The 12,776-nt window shown below is 62.2% G+C and carries 13 protein-coding genes and 2 pseudogenes; 11 read left to right on the top strand and 4 right to left on the bottom strand.

The genetic code is table 11. The features are described 5' to 3' along the window. Positions 1-4 precede the first annotated feature (4 nt). Genes H2O14_RS08075 through H2O14_RS08065 form a run of 3 tightly spaced genes read left to right on the top strand, consistent with a single transcriptional unit; the run spans position 5 to position 2,908 of the window. Positions 5-1,165, top strand: a complete 1,161-nt coding sequence (locus H2O14_RS08075; RefSeq protein WP_182827233.1) for an ABC transporter ATP-binding protein — start codon at positions 5-7, stop codon at positions 1,163-1,165. Between the two features lie 11 nt (positions 1,166-1,176). Continuing rightward, positions 1,177-2,082 carry an ABC transporter permease subunit gene (locus tag H2O14_RS08070; RefSeq protein WP_182827232.1) on the top strand — a complete coding sequence of 302 codons (906 nt, stop codon included), beginning with the start codon at positions 1,177-1,179 and terminating at the stop codon, positions 2,080-2,082. A 10-nt stretch (positions 2,083-2,092) separates the two neighbouring features. After that, entirely contained in the window at positions 2,093-2,908 is an 816-nt protein-coding gene (locus tag H2O14_RS08065) for an ABC transporter permease (protein ID WP_182827231.1), read from the top strand. A 14-nt stretch (positions 2,909-2,922) separates the two neighbouring features. On the opposite strand, the gene H2O14_RS08060 is transcribed toward H2O14_RS08065, so the two are convergent. Then, positions 2,923-3,177, bottom strand: coding sequence for a hypothetical protein (locus H2O14_RS08060; RefSeq protein WP_182827230.1), 255 nt, complete (start codon positions 3,175-3,177; stop codon positions 2,923-2,925). A gap of 134 nt (positions 3,178-3,311) precedes the next feature. Here H2O14_RS08060 and H2O14_RS08055 point away from each other — a divergent pair, with 134 nt between their 5' ends. The 8 genes and pseudogenes from H2O14_RS08055 (at position 3,312) to H2O14_RS29355 (ending at position 8,131) form a co-directional block, all read left to right on the top strand. Beyond that, positions 3,312-5,300 carry an acetoacetate--CoA ligase gene (locus tag H2O14_RS08055; protein ID WP_182827229.1) on the top strand — a complete coding sequence of 663 codons (1,989 nt, stop codon included), beginning with the start codon at positions 3,312-3,314 and terminating at the stop codon, positions 5,298-5,300. A gap of 226 nt (positions 5,301-5,526) precedes the next feature. Further along, positions 5,527-5,862, top strand: a complete 336-nt coding sequence (locus H2O14_RS08050; RefSeq protein WP_182827228.1) for a hypothetical protein — start codon at positions 5,527-5,529, stop codon at positions 5,860-5,862. 21 nt (positions 5,863-5,883) lie between these two features. After that, positions 5,884-6,024 carry a hypothetical protein gene (locus H2O14_RS08045; protein ID WP_182827227.1) on the top strand — a complete coding sequence of 47 codons (141 nt, stop codon included), beginning with the start codon at positions 5,884-5,886 and terminating at the stop codon, positions 6,022-6,024. 111 nt (positions 6,025-6,135) lie between these two features. Further along, positions 6,136-6,951 (top strand): transglutaminase family protein, encoded by an 816-nt coding sequence (locus H2O14_RS08040; RefSeq protein WP_182827226.1) that lies wholly within the window; start codon positions 6,136-6,138, stop codon positions 6,949-6,951. A 123-nt stretch (positions 6,952-7,074) separates the two neighbouring features. After that, positions 7,075-7,176, top strand: a pseudogene (locus H2O14_RS29365) (hypothetical protein); the annotation flags it as partial. Positions 7,177-7,229: 53 nt separating this feature from the next. Next, positions 7,230-7,361, top strand: a pseudogene (locus H2O14_RS29360) (calcium-binding protein); the annotation flags it as partial. Between the two features lie 99 nt (positions 7,362-7,460). Beyond that, the gene (locus H2O14_RS27260; protein WP_246697697.1) at positions 7,461-7,820 is read left to right on the top strand and encodes a hypothetical protein; all 360 of its coding nucleotides are present in this window, start codon (positions 7,461-7,463) and stop codon (positions 7,818-7,820) included. Beyond that, the gene (locus tag H2O14_RS29355; protein ID WP_182829308.1) at positions 7,739-8,131 is read left to right on the top strand and encodes a M10 family metallopeptidase C-terminal domain-containing protein; all 393 of its coding nucleotides are present in this window, start codon (positions 7,739-7,741) and stop codon (positions 8,129-8,131) included. The genes H2O14_RS27260 and H2O14_RS29355 overlap by 82 nt, the downstream gene beginning before the upstream one ends. A gap of 15 nt (positions 8,132-8,146) precedes the next feature. Here H2O14_RS29355 and H2O14_RS27250 read toward each other — a convergent pair whose 3' ends face one another. From H2O14_RS27250 to H2O14_RS08010, 3 genes are all read right to left on the bottom strand, one after another. Continuing rightward, positions 8,147-11,077 carry an FG-GAP-like repeat-containing protein gene (locus tag H2O14_RS27250; protein ID WP_246697324.1) on the bottom strand — a complete coding sequence of 977 codons (2,931 nt, stop codon included), beginning with the start codon at positions 11,075-11,077 and terminating at the stop codon, positions 8,147-8,149. A 160-nt stretch (positions 11,078-11,237) separates the two neighbouring features. After that, positions 11,238-12,131, bottom strand: a complete 894-nt coding sequence (locus H2O14_RS08015) for an SMP-30/gluconolactonase/LRE family protein (protein ID WP_182827224.1) — start codon at positions 12,129-12,131, stop codon at positions 11,238-11,240. A gap of 2 nt (positions 12,132-12,133) precedes the next feature. Beyond that, a complete protein-coding gene (locus H2O14_RS08010) occupies positions 12,134-12,766 on the bottom strand; it encodes a 2-dehydro-3-deoxy-6-phosphogalactonate aldolase (RefSeq protein ID WP_182827223.1) in 633 nt (210 codons plus the stop codon). Between the last annotated feature and the right edge of the window lie 10 nt (positions 12,767-12,776).

Here is a 12,776-nt window from a genome sequence, read left to right as displayed (position 1 = left end):
GAAAATGGCGAAGACACTGGGGCCCGTAAAGCGTAAGTTCAGCCCATGGATGGATAAGAGCGAAAAGCCGTTCATCCGGTTCGAGAATGTCACCAAGCGGTTCGGCGATTTCGTCGCCGTCGACAATCTCACCCTCGACATCTACGAGAAGGAGTTCTTCTCGCTGCTCGGCCCCTCCGGCTGCGGCAAGACCACGCTGATGCGCATGCTCGCGGGCTTCGAGGAGCCGACGGAAGGTCGCATCCTGCTTCAGGGCAAGGACATTTCCGGCACGCCGCCCTATAAGCGGCCGACCAACATGATGTTCCAGTCCTATGCGCTGTTTCCGCATATGACGGTCGCCAAGAACATCGCCTTCGGCCTCGAACAGGACAATATGGCCAAAAGCGAGATCGACGCTCGCGTCGAGGAAATGCTGAGGCTGGTCAAGCTCACCGATTTCGCCAAGCGCAAGCCGAGCCAGCTGTCGGGCGGCCAGCGCCAGCGGGTGGCGCTCGCCCGTTCGCTCGCCAAGCGCCCCAAGGTGCTGCTGCTCGACGAGCCGCTCGGCGCGCTCGATCGCAAGCTGCGCGAGGAAACCCAGTTCGAACTCATGGACATCCAGCACAGTCTCGGCCTCACCTTTCTGATCGTCACCCATGATCAGGAAGAGGCCATGACCGTGTCCGATCGCATTGCGGTGATGGACAAGGGCATCGTGGTGCAGGTGGCGACCCCGGCCGAAATCTACGAGGCGCCGAACAGCCGTTACGTCGCCGATTTTATCGGCGACATCAACATCATGGAAGGCGTGGTCTCGGCCAATACAGGTTCGGCCAGTCAGCATGGCGTGGTCAGCCTGAGTTCCGGCGAGTTGAAGATCGAGGTCGAGCAGGAATGCGCGGCAGTCTCAGGCGCCAATGTCGCCTTCGCCATCCGGCCGGAAAAGGTCCATATTTCGCTGGATCCGCCCGCTGAGACTGGCCGCCCCAATTGCATCGCCGGCGAAGTCATCGATATCGGCTATCTCGGAGACTTCTCGGTCTTTATCGTCGAGACGCCCGACGGCCGCGTGCTGCGCGCCGCACAGGCCAATGTCTCCCGCCATGTCGAGCGGCCGATCACCTTCGAAGACAAAGTGTGGCTTTCCTGGTCGGCGGACGCCGGCCTCGTGCTGACGCGATAGGGGAGGGGATTATGGAGCCGAGCGCCGTTTCCCACAGCCGTCCCAGCCGCTGGCTGGTCGTCGTCATCCCCTATCTCTGGCTGGCGCTGTTCTTTCTCGCGCCCTTTTTCATCATCCTGAAGATCTCGCTGTCGGACAGCGACATCGCCATGCCGCCCTACACGCCGGTGTTCGAGGGCTTCTCGCAGTTGGGCGATTTCCTGTCGCAGCTCGATGTCGAGAATTACCTCTACCTCACCGAGGACCCGCTCTACATCAAGGCCTATCTGTCCTCGCTCCGCATCGCGGCGATCTCCACGCTGCTTTTGTTGCTGATCGGCTATCCCATGGCGCTCGCCATGGCCAGGTCCTCGGCCAAGATCCGCCCGACATTGTTGATGATGGTGATCCTGCCGTTCTGGACCTCCTTTCTCATCCGCGTCTACGCCTGGATCGGTATTCTCAAGCCCGAGGGGCTTCTGACCATGCTGTTGCAATCTCTGCATTTCCTCGGGCCGGACCAGCAGGTGCAACTGTTCCGCACCGAATATGCGGTGTTCATCGGCATTGTCTATTCCTACCTGCCTTTCATGGTGCTGCCGCTCTATTCGGCGCTCGAGAAGCTCGACGGCACCTTGCTGGAGGCGGCGAGCGATCTCGGTTGCCCGCCCTGGAAAGCCTTCTGGAAGATCACTTTCCCGCTGTCGCTTCCCGGCGTGATCGCAGGGTCGATGATCTGCTTCATCCCGATCACCGGCGAGTTCGTGATCCCCGACCTTCTGGGCGGCGCCGATACGTTGATGATCGGCAAGACGCTCTGGGTGGAATTCTTCGGCAATCGCGATTGGCCGCTGGCGTCCGCCGTTGCGGTGGTGCTGCTGGCCATGCTGGTGATCCCGATCGTGATCTACCAGAATCAGCAGCAGAAAGCTGCGTGAGGATCGAGCCATGAAACCCGGTAAATTCGATACGACCTTCCTGACGATCGGTTTCGCCTTCCTCTATGTGCCGATTCTGATCCTGGTGATCTATTCCTTCAACGCCTCCAAGCTCGTCACGGTCTGGGGCGGCTTTTCCACGCGCTGGTACGTGGCCATGTTCCAGAACCAGGCGCTGATGGACGCGGCCTGGGTCACGGCCCGCGTCGGCGTGCTCTCCGCCACCATCGCCACGGTGCTCGGAACGCTCGCGGCGCTGACGATGACGCGTTTCGCCCGCTTTCCCGGCCGGGTGCTGTTTTCGGGCATGATCTATGCGCCGATCGTCATGCCGGAGGTGATCACCGGCCTGTCCATGCTGCTGCTGTTCGTGGCCATCAACATCGATCGCGGCTTCTGGACGGTCACCATCGCCCACACCACCTTCACCATGTGCTATGTGGCGATCGTCGTTCAGTCGCGGCTGCTGACATTCGACCGAAGCCTCGAGGAAGCGGCGCTCGATCTCGGTTGCCCGCCGGTCAAGACCTTCTTCAAGATCACCCTGCCGCTGATCCTGCCGGCAGTGGTGTCGGGCTGGATGCTGGCCTTCACCTTGTCGCTGGACGATCTGGTGATTGCCAGCTTCAACACCGGCCCGGGCGCCACCACGCTGCCCATCAAGATCTATAGTCAGGTGCGGCTCGGCGTAACGCCCGAGATCAACGCCGCCTGCACAATCCTGATCGGCTTCGTGACGCTGGGCGTGATCGCGGCGTCCCTGGCCACCAAACGTCAGGAAGCGCAACGCGAGCGAGACGAACGCGCCGCAGCCGCCCAGGCGTAATGGCGGTCGGGTCCTTATTCGTCATATCCGCTGCGGGGCGGCAGGAAGAGATAGGTGAGCAGCCAAAGCGGAAGGATCACCGCCGCCCCCAGCCCGATATTCGGCAGGGCCCAGACGACACATCGTTGCAGGAGCAGCCAGAGGTCGGCGGGCGACATGCCGAAGCCCGCGAGGATCCGCTCGGCGGACAGGCCGAGGAGATTCATGGCCGCGCCGAGAATCAGGCTCGCCAGAATGAGCTTCAACACACCGATGATCATGTGGGGCATGGGGCCCTCCGCAGAACTGCCGAAAATGTAAAGCAGCTTGGTAAAAACTGCTTTATTTCGCCTCTTCGCGCGCGTCGATCAGCTGTGGACGCGGGATTGCCACCGCCGCGCACTTATGCTGCATTGCGGCGCAAATGGACCCCGCTTCAGGGGCGTTTGAGGAGAGAAGTCATGGGGAAGTCAAGCCGCTCTGGACGCCGTCTGACGAACAGATCGAGAAGAGCCAGATGACGTTGTTCCGCCGCTGGTGCGCGGAAAAGTTCGGCGTCGACCTGCCCGATCATGACGCCTTCCATCAGTGGTCGATTACGGAGCGGGGATCGTTCTGGTCGGCGGTATGGGACTATTGCGGAGTCAAGGGCGACAAGGGCGCGCGCGATCTCATCGACGGCGACGACATGATGAAGGCCCGCTTCTTCCCGGACGCCACGCTCAATTTCGCCGAGAATCTGCTGTCGCAGACCGGCGCCGACGCAGCCTTGATCTTTCGCGGCGAGGACAAGGTATCCTATCGCTGGAATTGGGACGACCTTGCGGCGATGGTCTCGCGCCTTCAACAGGCCTACCGGGCCATGGGCCTCGAAAAAGGCGACCGTATCGCGGCTATGATGCCCAACATGCCGGAGACCATCGCGCTGATGCTGGCGGCCGCTTCCATGGGCGTCATCTGGTCGTCCTGCTCGCCCGATTTCGGCGAGCGGGGCGTGCTCGACCGCTTCGGCCAGATCGAGCCGAAACTGTTCATCGTCTGCGACGGCTACTGGTATAACGGCAAGCTTCAGGATGTCGCTGCAAAGGTCCGGGCCGTCGAGCCGGAACTCGGCGCGCCGGTGCTGGTCATTCCCTATACCGGCGATGCCGATGGCCTGGCCGCCTCGCTCGCCGATGGACGGACTCTTGCGCAATTCATCGCGCCCTATCCGGCCGAGGCGGTCGAGTTCACGCCGCTTCCTTTCAACCATCCGCTGTACATCCTGTTTTCGTCGGGCACCACCGGCGTGCCGAAATGCATCGTCCATTCGGCGGGCGGGACCCTGCTGCAGCACCTCAAGGAACAGCGTTTTCATCTCGATCTCCACGCGGGTGAACGGCTCTTCTACTTCACCACCTGCGGGTGGATGATGTGGAACTGGCTGGTCTCGGGACTGGCGAGCGGCGCGACGCTCTGCCTGTTCGACGGCTCGCCTTTCGCCCCGAGCGGGGAGATTCTCTGGGATTACGCCGCCGACGAGCGCTTCGCCGTGTTCGGCACCTCGGCCAAATATATCGACGCCGTGCGCAAGAGCGGCATCGAGCCGATCAAAACGCATGATCTTAAGAGCCTGCGCGCCGTCACCTCCACCGGCTCGCCGCTGTCGCCCGAAGGCTTCAGCTTCATCTACGAGGCCGCAAAGCCCGACGTGCAGCTCGCCTCGATCTCGGGCGGCACCGACATCGTCTCCTGCTTCGTGCTCGGCAACCCGGTGAAGCCGGTTTGGCGCGGCGAGATCCAGGGCCCGGGCCTCGGTCTCGCCGTCGACGTCTGGGATGACGAAGGAAAGCCGGTACGCGGCGAAAAGGGCGAGCTGGTCTGCGCCAAGGCTTTCCCCTGCATGCCTGTCGGTTTCTGGAACGACAAGGACGACGCCAAATACAAGGCGGCCTATTTCGAGCGCTTCGACAATGTCTGGTGCCATGGCGATTTCGCCGAATGGACCAAGCATGGCGGCCTGATCATTCATGGCCGCTCCGACGCCACGCTCAATCCCGGCGGCGTGCGCATCGGCACGGCCGAGATCTACAATCAGGTGGAACAACTCGAGGAGGTGGCGGAATCGATCTGCATCGGTCAGGATTGGGAAGACGACGTCCGCGTCATTCTGTTCGTCCGCCTCCAGCCGGGCGTGACGCTCGACGCCGATCTCGACAAGAAGATCAAGACCAAGATCCGCACCGGCGCCTCGCCGCGGCATGTGCCGGCCAAGATCATCCAGGTCGCCGACATCCCGCGCACCAAATCCGGAAAGATCGTCGAGCTCGCCGTCCGCGAGGTCGTCCATGGCCGGCCGGTCAAGAACAAGGAAGCGCTCGCCAATCCGGAAGCGCTGGACCTCTATGCCGGTCTCGAGCCGTTGAAGACCTGACCTGCGATCCCCTATAGGGCGCTTCGTCGCGTCACGCCTTGCCTGCCGGCCATGCGCCATGTACAGTCGGCGGGTCGATCTTTGCGTCCGCTTGCACATGCGAGCCGGCATTTGGATTCTCCTCGGAAGGCACGGCTCCTGGGTTGCGCCTCATCTGTGAATGCCAAGAGACTGCGCCGCGTCGGCGCAATTTTATTCGTACCGAAACATTAAGCCGCATGTGACGTTGTATCACCACAAGTCGCCGCACTTCGCGTCGCCTCGGGGATTGCGTCTCCGAAGGCTGGAAAGAACAAAATATGAACAAACGCAGCAGGTCGACCACGGTTCGCTTTCATGGCTCGTTCCAACTTCCGGGGTCGAGCATGCGCTGCCCGAAGGCGAATATCACGTGATTCACAATGAAGTTCGATGTGTCGGCGACGAGGGCGCCGTCTGGCGGCGCGTGGACTCGGTCATGCATATCCCGGCGATCGGCATGCGCGGGCCCTCTGGCCGCCTCCCGAAAATCAGCGCCGGTGTGCTCGACGCAGCGCTGGAACAAGACCGCCGCAGGGCGTAATTCAAGAGAGGGACGACGCCGATGGCCAAAGGTCAAAAACACAGCTCCAAAGAAATTCGCAAGCCCAAGAAGGACAAGCCGGCGCCCAAGCAGGAAGTCGCGTTCGGCAATCAGGTGAAGCTGGCCGGCGCAGACGCAAAGGCGCCGCAGGGAAAACGTTGACGCTTCGCGGCGCCGCCTGGGCCTGCAGCGCTTCTCGCGACTACGAGGCGGCCCATCTTCTGCGCCGTCGCCATGCGCTGTTCGCCGTCCATTGATTTTGAAAGTGATCGCATGTTCATCCGTTACGGTTATGAAATCAGCATTCATTGCGAGAATCCCACCCCGCTCGTCTGCCTTCTCTCGGTCCACGAGGACCGCGCCGGCGACCTGATCGCGCCGGAGACGACCTTCACGCAGCCGCCGCTCCCGATTACGACCTATCTGGACATGTTCGGCAATAAGTGCCGTCGGTTGCTGGCCCCGGCCGGAGACCTGACGATCTGGGGCGACGCCACGATCCGAGACAGCGGCCTGCCCGAACAGGCAAGGCTCGACGCGCGGGAGGTTCCGGTCGCGGAACTGCCGGATGAGTGCCTCGTCTATCTGATGGGCAGCCGCTACAGCGAGACCGATCGCCTGAGCCAGGCGGCATGGGACATGTTTGGCGCCGTTCCCGCCGGCTGGGGGCGCGTGCAGGCCATTTGCGATTTCGTGCACAATCATATCGCCTTCGACTATATGAAGGCCCGGTCGACCCGCACCGCCTTCGAGGCCTTCGAGGAGAAAGTCGGCGTCTGCCGCGACTATGCCCATCTCGCGCTCACCCTGTGCCGATGCCTCAATATTCCGGCCCGCTATATCAACGGCCATCTCGGCGACATCGGCGTGCCCGTGGTCGATCCCATGGATTTCAGCGCCTGGATCGAAGTCTATCTCGATTGCGGCTGGGTGACGTTCGATCCGCGCAACAATATCCCCCGTATCGGCCGCATCGTCGTCGCCCGCGGTCGAGACGCTGCGGACATCCCATTGGTCAATTCTTTCGGGCCCCACCTTCTCAAGGGCTTTAGGGTCTGGACTTATGAAGTAGATGCGCCTCCGCTTTGAGGGCGCAATATATACTAAAAAGAGCAAAAAAACCTAATGCACATCTAAGGTGTCGACCGCCGCTGTGTGGTCATATTCCTCGGTCAGGACATCATCGCTGTTTTGTTTTTAAAAGGTGATGATATGGCTGGAAGATACAACACCATCAAAGGAACGAACGGTCTGGATATCCTGTACGGGACGGCAGGCGCAGACAGGATTTACGGTTACGCCGGCCAAGACTCTCTCGAGGGCGCGGCGGCGCCGACCGTCTTTACGGCGGCTCCGGCAACGACACGCTGGAAGGCAATGCCGGCGATGATATTCTGCATGGCGACGCGGGCGAAGACGAACTCTCGGGCGGCGCTGGCAATGACGTTCTTTATGCGGGAGAAAACAGAGGGGATGGCAACGACGAGCTGAGCGGCGACGCCGGCAACGACATTCTCTATGGCTCGACGACGCTCGGAAAAAGCACGCTCGGAAATTGCGTTCTCAATGGCGGCGGTGGCAATGACACCTTGTATGTCTTGACCAAAGGCACATCGGTGGATGCTGGCTCCGGCAATGACTTGATCTACGCCGGCATGGGCAAGCCGATGAAGGAGTCTTACGTGTCGGGCCTCGATGGCGGTTCCGGCAACGACACGATCAGTTTCATCAAGGCCAAGGACGGCGTCGTCACCGAACTGAACTATTTCACCCTTTACTACGAGGGCAAACTGATCGAGCCGGGCGGGGCCGCCGCCGGCGAGCGCTATCACAACAATATCGAGAACGCCATCGGTTCGCATTACAACGACACGCTCTGGGGCGGCGAAGCCGTCAAAAGCTGTCCGGCGGCAAGGGTAACGACTTCCTCGACGGTCTCGCCGGCGCGGATATCCTGACCGGCGGCGCTGGCGCGGACATATTCCACTTCAATTCAGCAGATGGACCCGAAACAAAACACCGCGACACCATCACCGATTTCAGCAGAAAAGACGGCGATTTGATCGACCTGCATTCGATCGACGCCGATACCGAATATCGCGGACGCCAACAATTCGATTATATCGGCGGCGCAGCCTTCAGTGGCGACGCCGGCGAATTGCGTCTGTCGAAAGGCGTGCTGTATGGCGACGATGACGGCGACCGGGTCGCCGACTTTTCCATTCGCGTCGATGTCGATTCTTTGAAGCTTTCAGACTTCATCCTGTGAGCAGGCGGGGAGGGGTTACTCCCCCTCCCAAGCCTCCGGCGCCTTGCCGCGCATGACCGTGTAGAAGCGGTTCGTCGCCACGTCGCGCCACGGCTCCGCCTCGCCATCCGGCCAGATCACCCGCAGCTGAACCTTGTCGAGCACGCCCACGCCGAAGTGAATCCAGCCGAGCGATCCGCCGGCATGTCCTCCGCCGATGGTGATTTCGCGGCGGAGCACGCGGTCGCCGAGCTTGACCTCGACCCAGGAGCCGATGCCGTCTCGATTGGCGCCGTCCTGGCGTAGCTGCAACTCTATAAAGCGCCCGGCGTCCTTGGTGACGTTGCGCCAGACCTGGGCGTTCTCCCAGCGATTGACGACGACGAGATCGACGAGGCCATCGAGATTGAAGTCGGCCATCGCCGCGCCGCGCGAGGTCTTCATGCTGTCGACCCCGGCCTTGTCGCCCATCTCCGCGAATTTGCCGTCCGGCTGCTGGACGAGCAGATTGTTGGGATCCTTGATGGCGAAGTCCGGCATGGTCGAGACATTGCCCTTGGCGATGAACAGGTCGACCCGGCCGTCATTGTCGACGTCCTGGAAATCCGTATGCCAGGCGGTCGAGGGCTTCCACTCGCCGCCGGTATAGGGGCGATGCGCGGTCGCGCCCTTGGCGAAGGCGATGTCGGCGTAACCAGGTTTCGGCTTGCCGTCTTTCGGGATGGCAGCCAGCGCCTGTAGCTTGTTGTCCGCCATGCTGGTCAGGAAATATTCGGGATAGCCGTCGAAATCGACGTCGTAACTCGCGATGCCCATGCCCCAGATGCGTAGATATTTCCAGCCTTCCTCCTGCGTGAAGAGCTTCGGCGGCTCACCGGATGGGATCTTCCACATCTGCTCCTGGCCGCCTTTGTAATATTCGCGGTCGTTGGAAACGCGAAGCGAGGGAGTTCCGGACCGGTTCCAGTCGGTGAACAGGATCGACAACGGGCAGAAGCTCGGCGTCAGCGGCAAGGGTTTGGCGAAACGCGTGCCGGCGCCTTCCGGCCGGAGCAGCCAGTTGTCGGTGCAGGTGCCCCAGGGATAAGTGTCCTCGTTGCGGTCGACATATGCGCCGAGCGCCAGTGTCGGCCAGTTCAACCCGCGCTCCCAGGTGGCGGAGAAGGAAGTCCACCAGGCGTCGCCGCCGCTGAATCCCCAGGCCTCGTTGGCGCGCTCGAATTTGCAGCCGCCCAGCCCCTTGAGCGCGACGCTCTCACCGATGCGGAGGACGACGAGATCCTTGTTGCCGTCGCCGTCGATATCGATCGGATAAGCGCCGGTGGTGGCATCGAATTCCGCTCCGCTTTTGGCTTCCTCGAATTTAAGGTCGCCGCCCCGCTTCGATGAGTTGACGAAAAGCTTGGAGCTGCCTTCGCCGCCGGCGAGCCAGAGATCCTCGAAGCCGTCGCTGTTGCAGTCGAAGCTCGCCGCGCCGCCGCCGACCATATATTGCCAGTCGCCGGCATAGACGCTGTTGACGCCGGCGGTCTCCGTTTCCTCCTCGAAGCGAGGTTGCGCGACATCTGTTCCGGCGTGAGCCGAAAGCGGCGTCAGGGCGCTCGCGATCGCAAGGGTGAGGGCCAGCCGTCTCATGCGCCGACCCGCGTCTTCAGCTTCACCGCATAGGCGCCGATGCACTCGCCCTGCTCCAAACCACGCATGATGGCGGCGCGGAAATGGATGCCGCCGTAAAGAAAGACGCGAAATCGCCGCCTCCTCGGCGGCCGCCCTGAAGCTTTTGAAATGCCGGACGGGCAGATTGTCGTCTTCATGGGTGTGATCGTCGAACGCGTAATCGTCGCCGAACACGGCGGTCAAAGCGGCGGCGGCGGCGCCCGATTGCGTGCTGTGGCCGCTCGGATATTCCGGGAAGGGCGGGGTGATCAGGATCGGCTCCCATTTGGGATCGATCACGCGCTTGATATAGGTGACCGGACGCACGAGATCATGCTTGAACTTCGCGTCCCAGCAGCCGATGAAGCCGTCCGCCACCGCCACGCCCAGACGCGCCAGCGCGTCCACCGTCTTTTCGATTCCGGCGTCTTCCTTCTTGAGGATGCCGAGCGCGATGAACAGCCAGTGTCCGGGCGGCGTCGGCGACAACATGGGATCGTCGGACCAGAAGCGCGCGATGATGCGCTGCTCGGCGGTCAGGCCGTTGACGGCGTCGTAGACTTCCTTGGCTTCCTTGTAGAAATCGCTGTCGGGCGCTTCGCTATAGGCGATCGCGGGCGGCAGTGGGCAGGTCGATCCCGACGGCATGGCGAAGGGGCGATTGTTGCCCCAGTCCGGCAGCAGCGGCATTTGTTGCTGGGCGATCTTGCTGGTCGGAACCCAATGGGCAGGGCCGGGCGTCAGCTTGAATTCGCGCGGAAAGCCCATGTTTTCCACCAGTGCGCCGCCGTCGCTCTTCGACCATTCGAGAATATGCCGGGCGACGGCGAGCCCATAGGCCTCGCTGCGCTTCGACACATCGTCCGGCGCGCCGGTAGACACTTTGGCGTGCATCTTCTTGCCGAGACTGGCGAGCGCGCGCTGGCCGGTCGGCCCCGTGCGATCGAAGAAATTCTGGGCGGCGAAATTCATCGCGGCGTTGAGCGCGATCGATTCGTCATAGACGGCGCTCGCTTCGCGCTTTGGCGTCTCTGTCAGCCCGTTCAGCTGGCCGGCCAGCGAAACCATGTCGCTCTTGCCGCTCGCGGTGACTTCATAAAGGGTTACGCCGATATAGGCGAAGGACCGGCTGGCCACTGGCGGCGAATAATTGGGCGTGTGGCGGACCAGTTCCAGGATCAGTTTGTACCAGTCCTGAACGACGTCTTCCGGCGCTTTGACGGCGGCCTGGGCTGCGCTTTGGCTGGCGATCAAGAAGGTGGTGAGAAAAATCGCGATCCAGAATCGGACCGCGCGCAATATCGTTTTCATGAACTCCCCGAGCCTGTCATCGTCTCTCCCAAGACGGTTTCAAACGATTAAGCACAGAGGGGAGGCAATTCGCAAGGGGCGGCCGGCGGAAGAGCCGAATGTGCAATCTCCATCGAGACAGCAGGGCGCGCGATGGTGTCGGCGCGCCCCGAATGCGTGATCAGAGCTTGAAGGGGGCGTCGAAGACGCCCTTCACGCTGACGCCGAGATCGAAGGTGAAGCCGGCCTTGGGATCTGCGGCTCGCTCCTCCGCCGACATTCCTTCGCGGGCGGAGGTCACCAGCAGGCGGTCGCCGTCCGCGCCGATGAAGGCGGGGCAGGTGGTCTGCGCGGCCGGAACCTTGTAGATCGCCACGACCTCGCCGGCGGGGCTGTAACGGCGCACTTCGCCCACGCCCCAGCGCGCGTTCCAAACATAGCCTTCGGCGTCGCAGACCGAGCCGTCGATGCCGCCATCCAAGCCCGCTTCGTCGGAGAAAACTTCGGCCTCGCTTAGCGGCAGGCCGGTCAGCGCATCCAGCGCCACGCGCATGTAACGGTTCTCCATCGTGTCGACCCAGTAGCCGATCGTTCCGTTCGGCGAGAAGCAGATTCCGTTGGGGATCGACACGCCCTCGAACAGCGTCGTCACCGTGCTGCCGGCGACGTGGTAGATCTTGCCCGCGCCCTTGCGGCCTTCGCCGGTCTTGGTCATCGTGCCGAACCAAAGCGCGCCCGATGGATGCGTGCGGCCGTCGTTCGAGCGCATATGCGGCATATCGTTCTCGATCGGCGTCACCAGCGACAATGCGCCCGTCGCCTTCTCGCGAATATAAAGGCCGTTTTCGGAGACGATAAGCTGCCGCTCGTCGTCGATGCGCGCCAGGACGCTCGCCATGAAAGGCAGCTTGTGGATCCTTAGTTCGTTGGTGTCGAGCGCCAGTTCGTGCAGTTCGCAGTCGAGGATCGAGAACCAGTAGGCGGTGTTGGTGGTCGGATCGAAGGTCGGGCCTTCGCCGAGAAGTGCGGACGTGTCCGACAGGATGCTGCCCGTGAAGTCTTGAATATCCGTCATGATCAGGCTCCGAAAACGCGGCGATAGGCGTCGATCGTGGTGTTTGCGCGGCGGGCGATGTCGGCGGCGTCCATGCCCTCCTTGTAGATGCTGGAGCCGAGGCCGAAGGCCTTGATGCCGATCTTGGCGTATTCACCGAAATTCTCGTCGGAGACCCCGCCGACCGCCGCAAGCAGCAGATCCTTGGGCAGCACCGCCTTGATGGCGTTTATGCCGACAGCGCCCAGCACGCCGGCCGGGAAGAATTTCAGACCCGTCGCGCCGATCTTCGCGGCTGCCAGCGCCTCGGTGGGGGTGAAGACGCCTGGAAGCGTCACCATTCCCTTCGATACGGCGCGGGAGAGCACGGGCGCGTCGACATTCGGGCTCACGAACAGGCGGCCGCCGGCGTCTTCGAGACGGTCGACGTCTTCCTCGGTCAGCACGGTGCCGGCGCCGATCAGCGCATCCGCGGGGGCCATTTTCGCCGCGATCTCGATCGAGCGGAAGGGCTCCGGCGAATTCAGCGGAATCTCGATGGCGCGGAAGCCGGCGTTCAGCAGGGCCTCGATCGCCGCAGGCGTCTCGGTCGGCGTCAGGCCGCGCAGAATGGCGACCAGCGGATATTTCATGTCCGGAAAGGGAATACGGCTCATTTCACTTCTT

Source organism: Rhizobium sp. G21 (assembly GCF_014158035.1).
GTDB lineage: Bacteria > Pseudomonadota > Alphaproteobacteria > Rhizobiales > Rhizobiaceae > Rhizobium_E.
Note: the sequence above shows the minus strand (reverse complement) of the source record. Positions and strands in the feature narration are given on the sequence as shown.

Excerpts from the sequence above, each read along its gene's own strand:
- H2O14_RS08040 (WP_182827226.1), top strand. The coding sequence starts at position 6,136 with ATGTTCATCCGTTACGGTTATGAAATCAGCATTCATTGCGAGAATCCC.
- H2O14_RS08045 (WP_182827227.1), top strand. The coding sequence starts at position 5,884 with ATGGCCAAAGGTCAAAAACACAGCTCCAAAGAAATTCGCAAGCCCAAG.
- H2O14_RS08055 (WP_182827229.1), top strand. The coding sequence starts at position 3,312 with ATGGACCCCGCTTCAGGGGCGTTTGAGGAGAGAAGTCATGGGGAAGTC.
- H2O14_RS08070 (WP_182827232.1), top strand. The coding sequence starts at position 1,177 with ATGGAGCCGAGCGCCGTTTCCCACAGCCGTCCCAGCCGCTGGCTGGTC.
- H2O14_RS27250 (WP_246697324.1), bottom strand. The coding sequence starts at position 11,077 with ATGAAAACGATATTGCGCGCGGTCCGATTCTGGATCGCGATTTTTCTC.
- H2O14_RS08015 (WP_182827224.1), bottom strand. The coding sequence starts at position 12,131 with ATGACGGATATTCAAGACTTCACGGGCAGCATCCTGTCGGACACGTCC.
- H2O14_RS08010 (WP_182827223.1), bottom strand. The coding sequence starts at position 12,766 with ATGAGCCGTATTCCCTTTCCGGACATGAAATATCCGCTGGTCGCCATT.
- H2O14_RS08065 (WP_182827231.1), top strand. The coding sequence starts at position 2,093 with ATGAAACCCGGTAAATTCGATACGACCTTCCTGACGATCGGTTTCGCC.
- H2O14_RS08075 (WP_182827233.1), top strand. The coding sequence starts at position 5 with ATGGCGAAGACACTGGGGCCCGTAAAGCGTAAGTTCAGCCCATGGATG.
- H2O14_RS08060 (WP_182827230.1), bottom strand. The coding sequence starts at position 3,177 with ATGCCCCACATGATCATCGGTGTGTTGAAGCTCATTCTGGCGAGCCTG.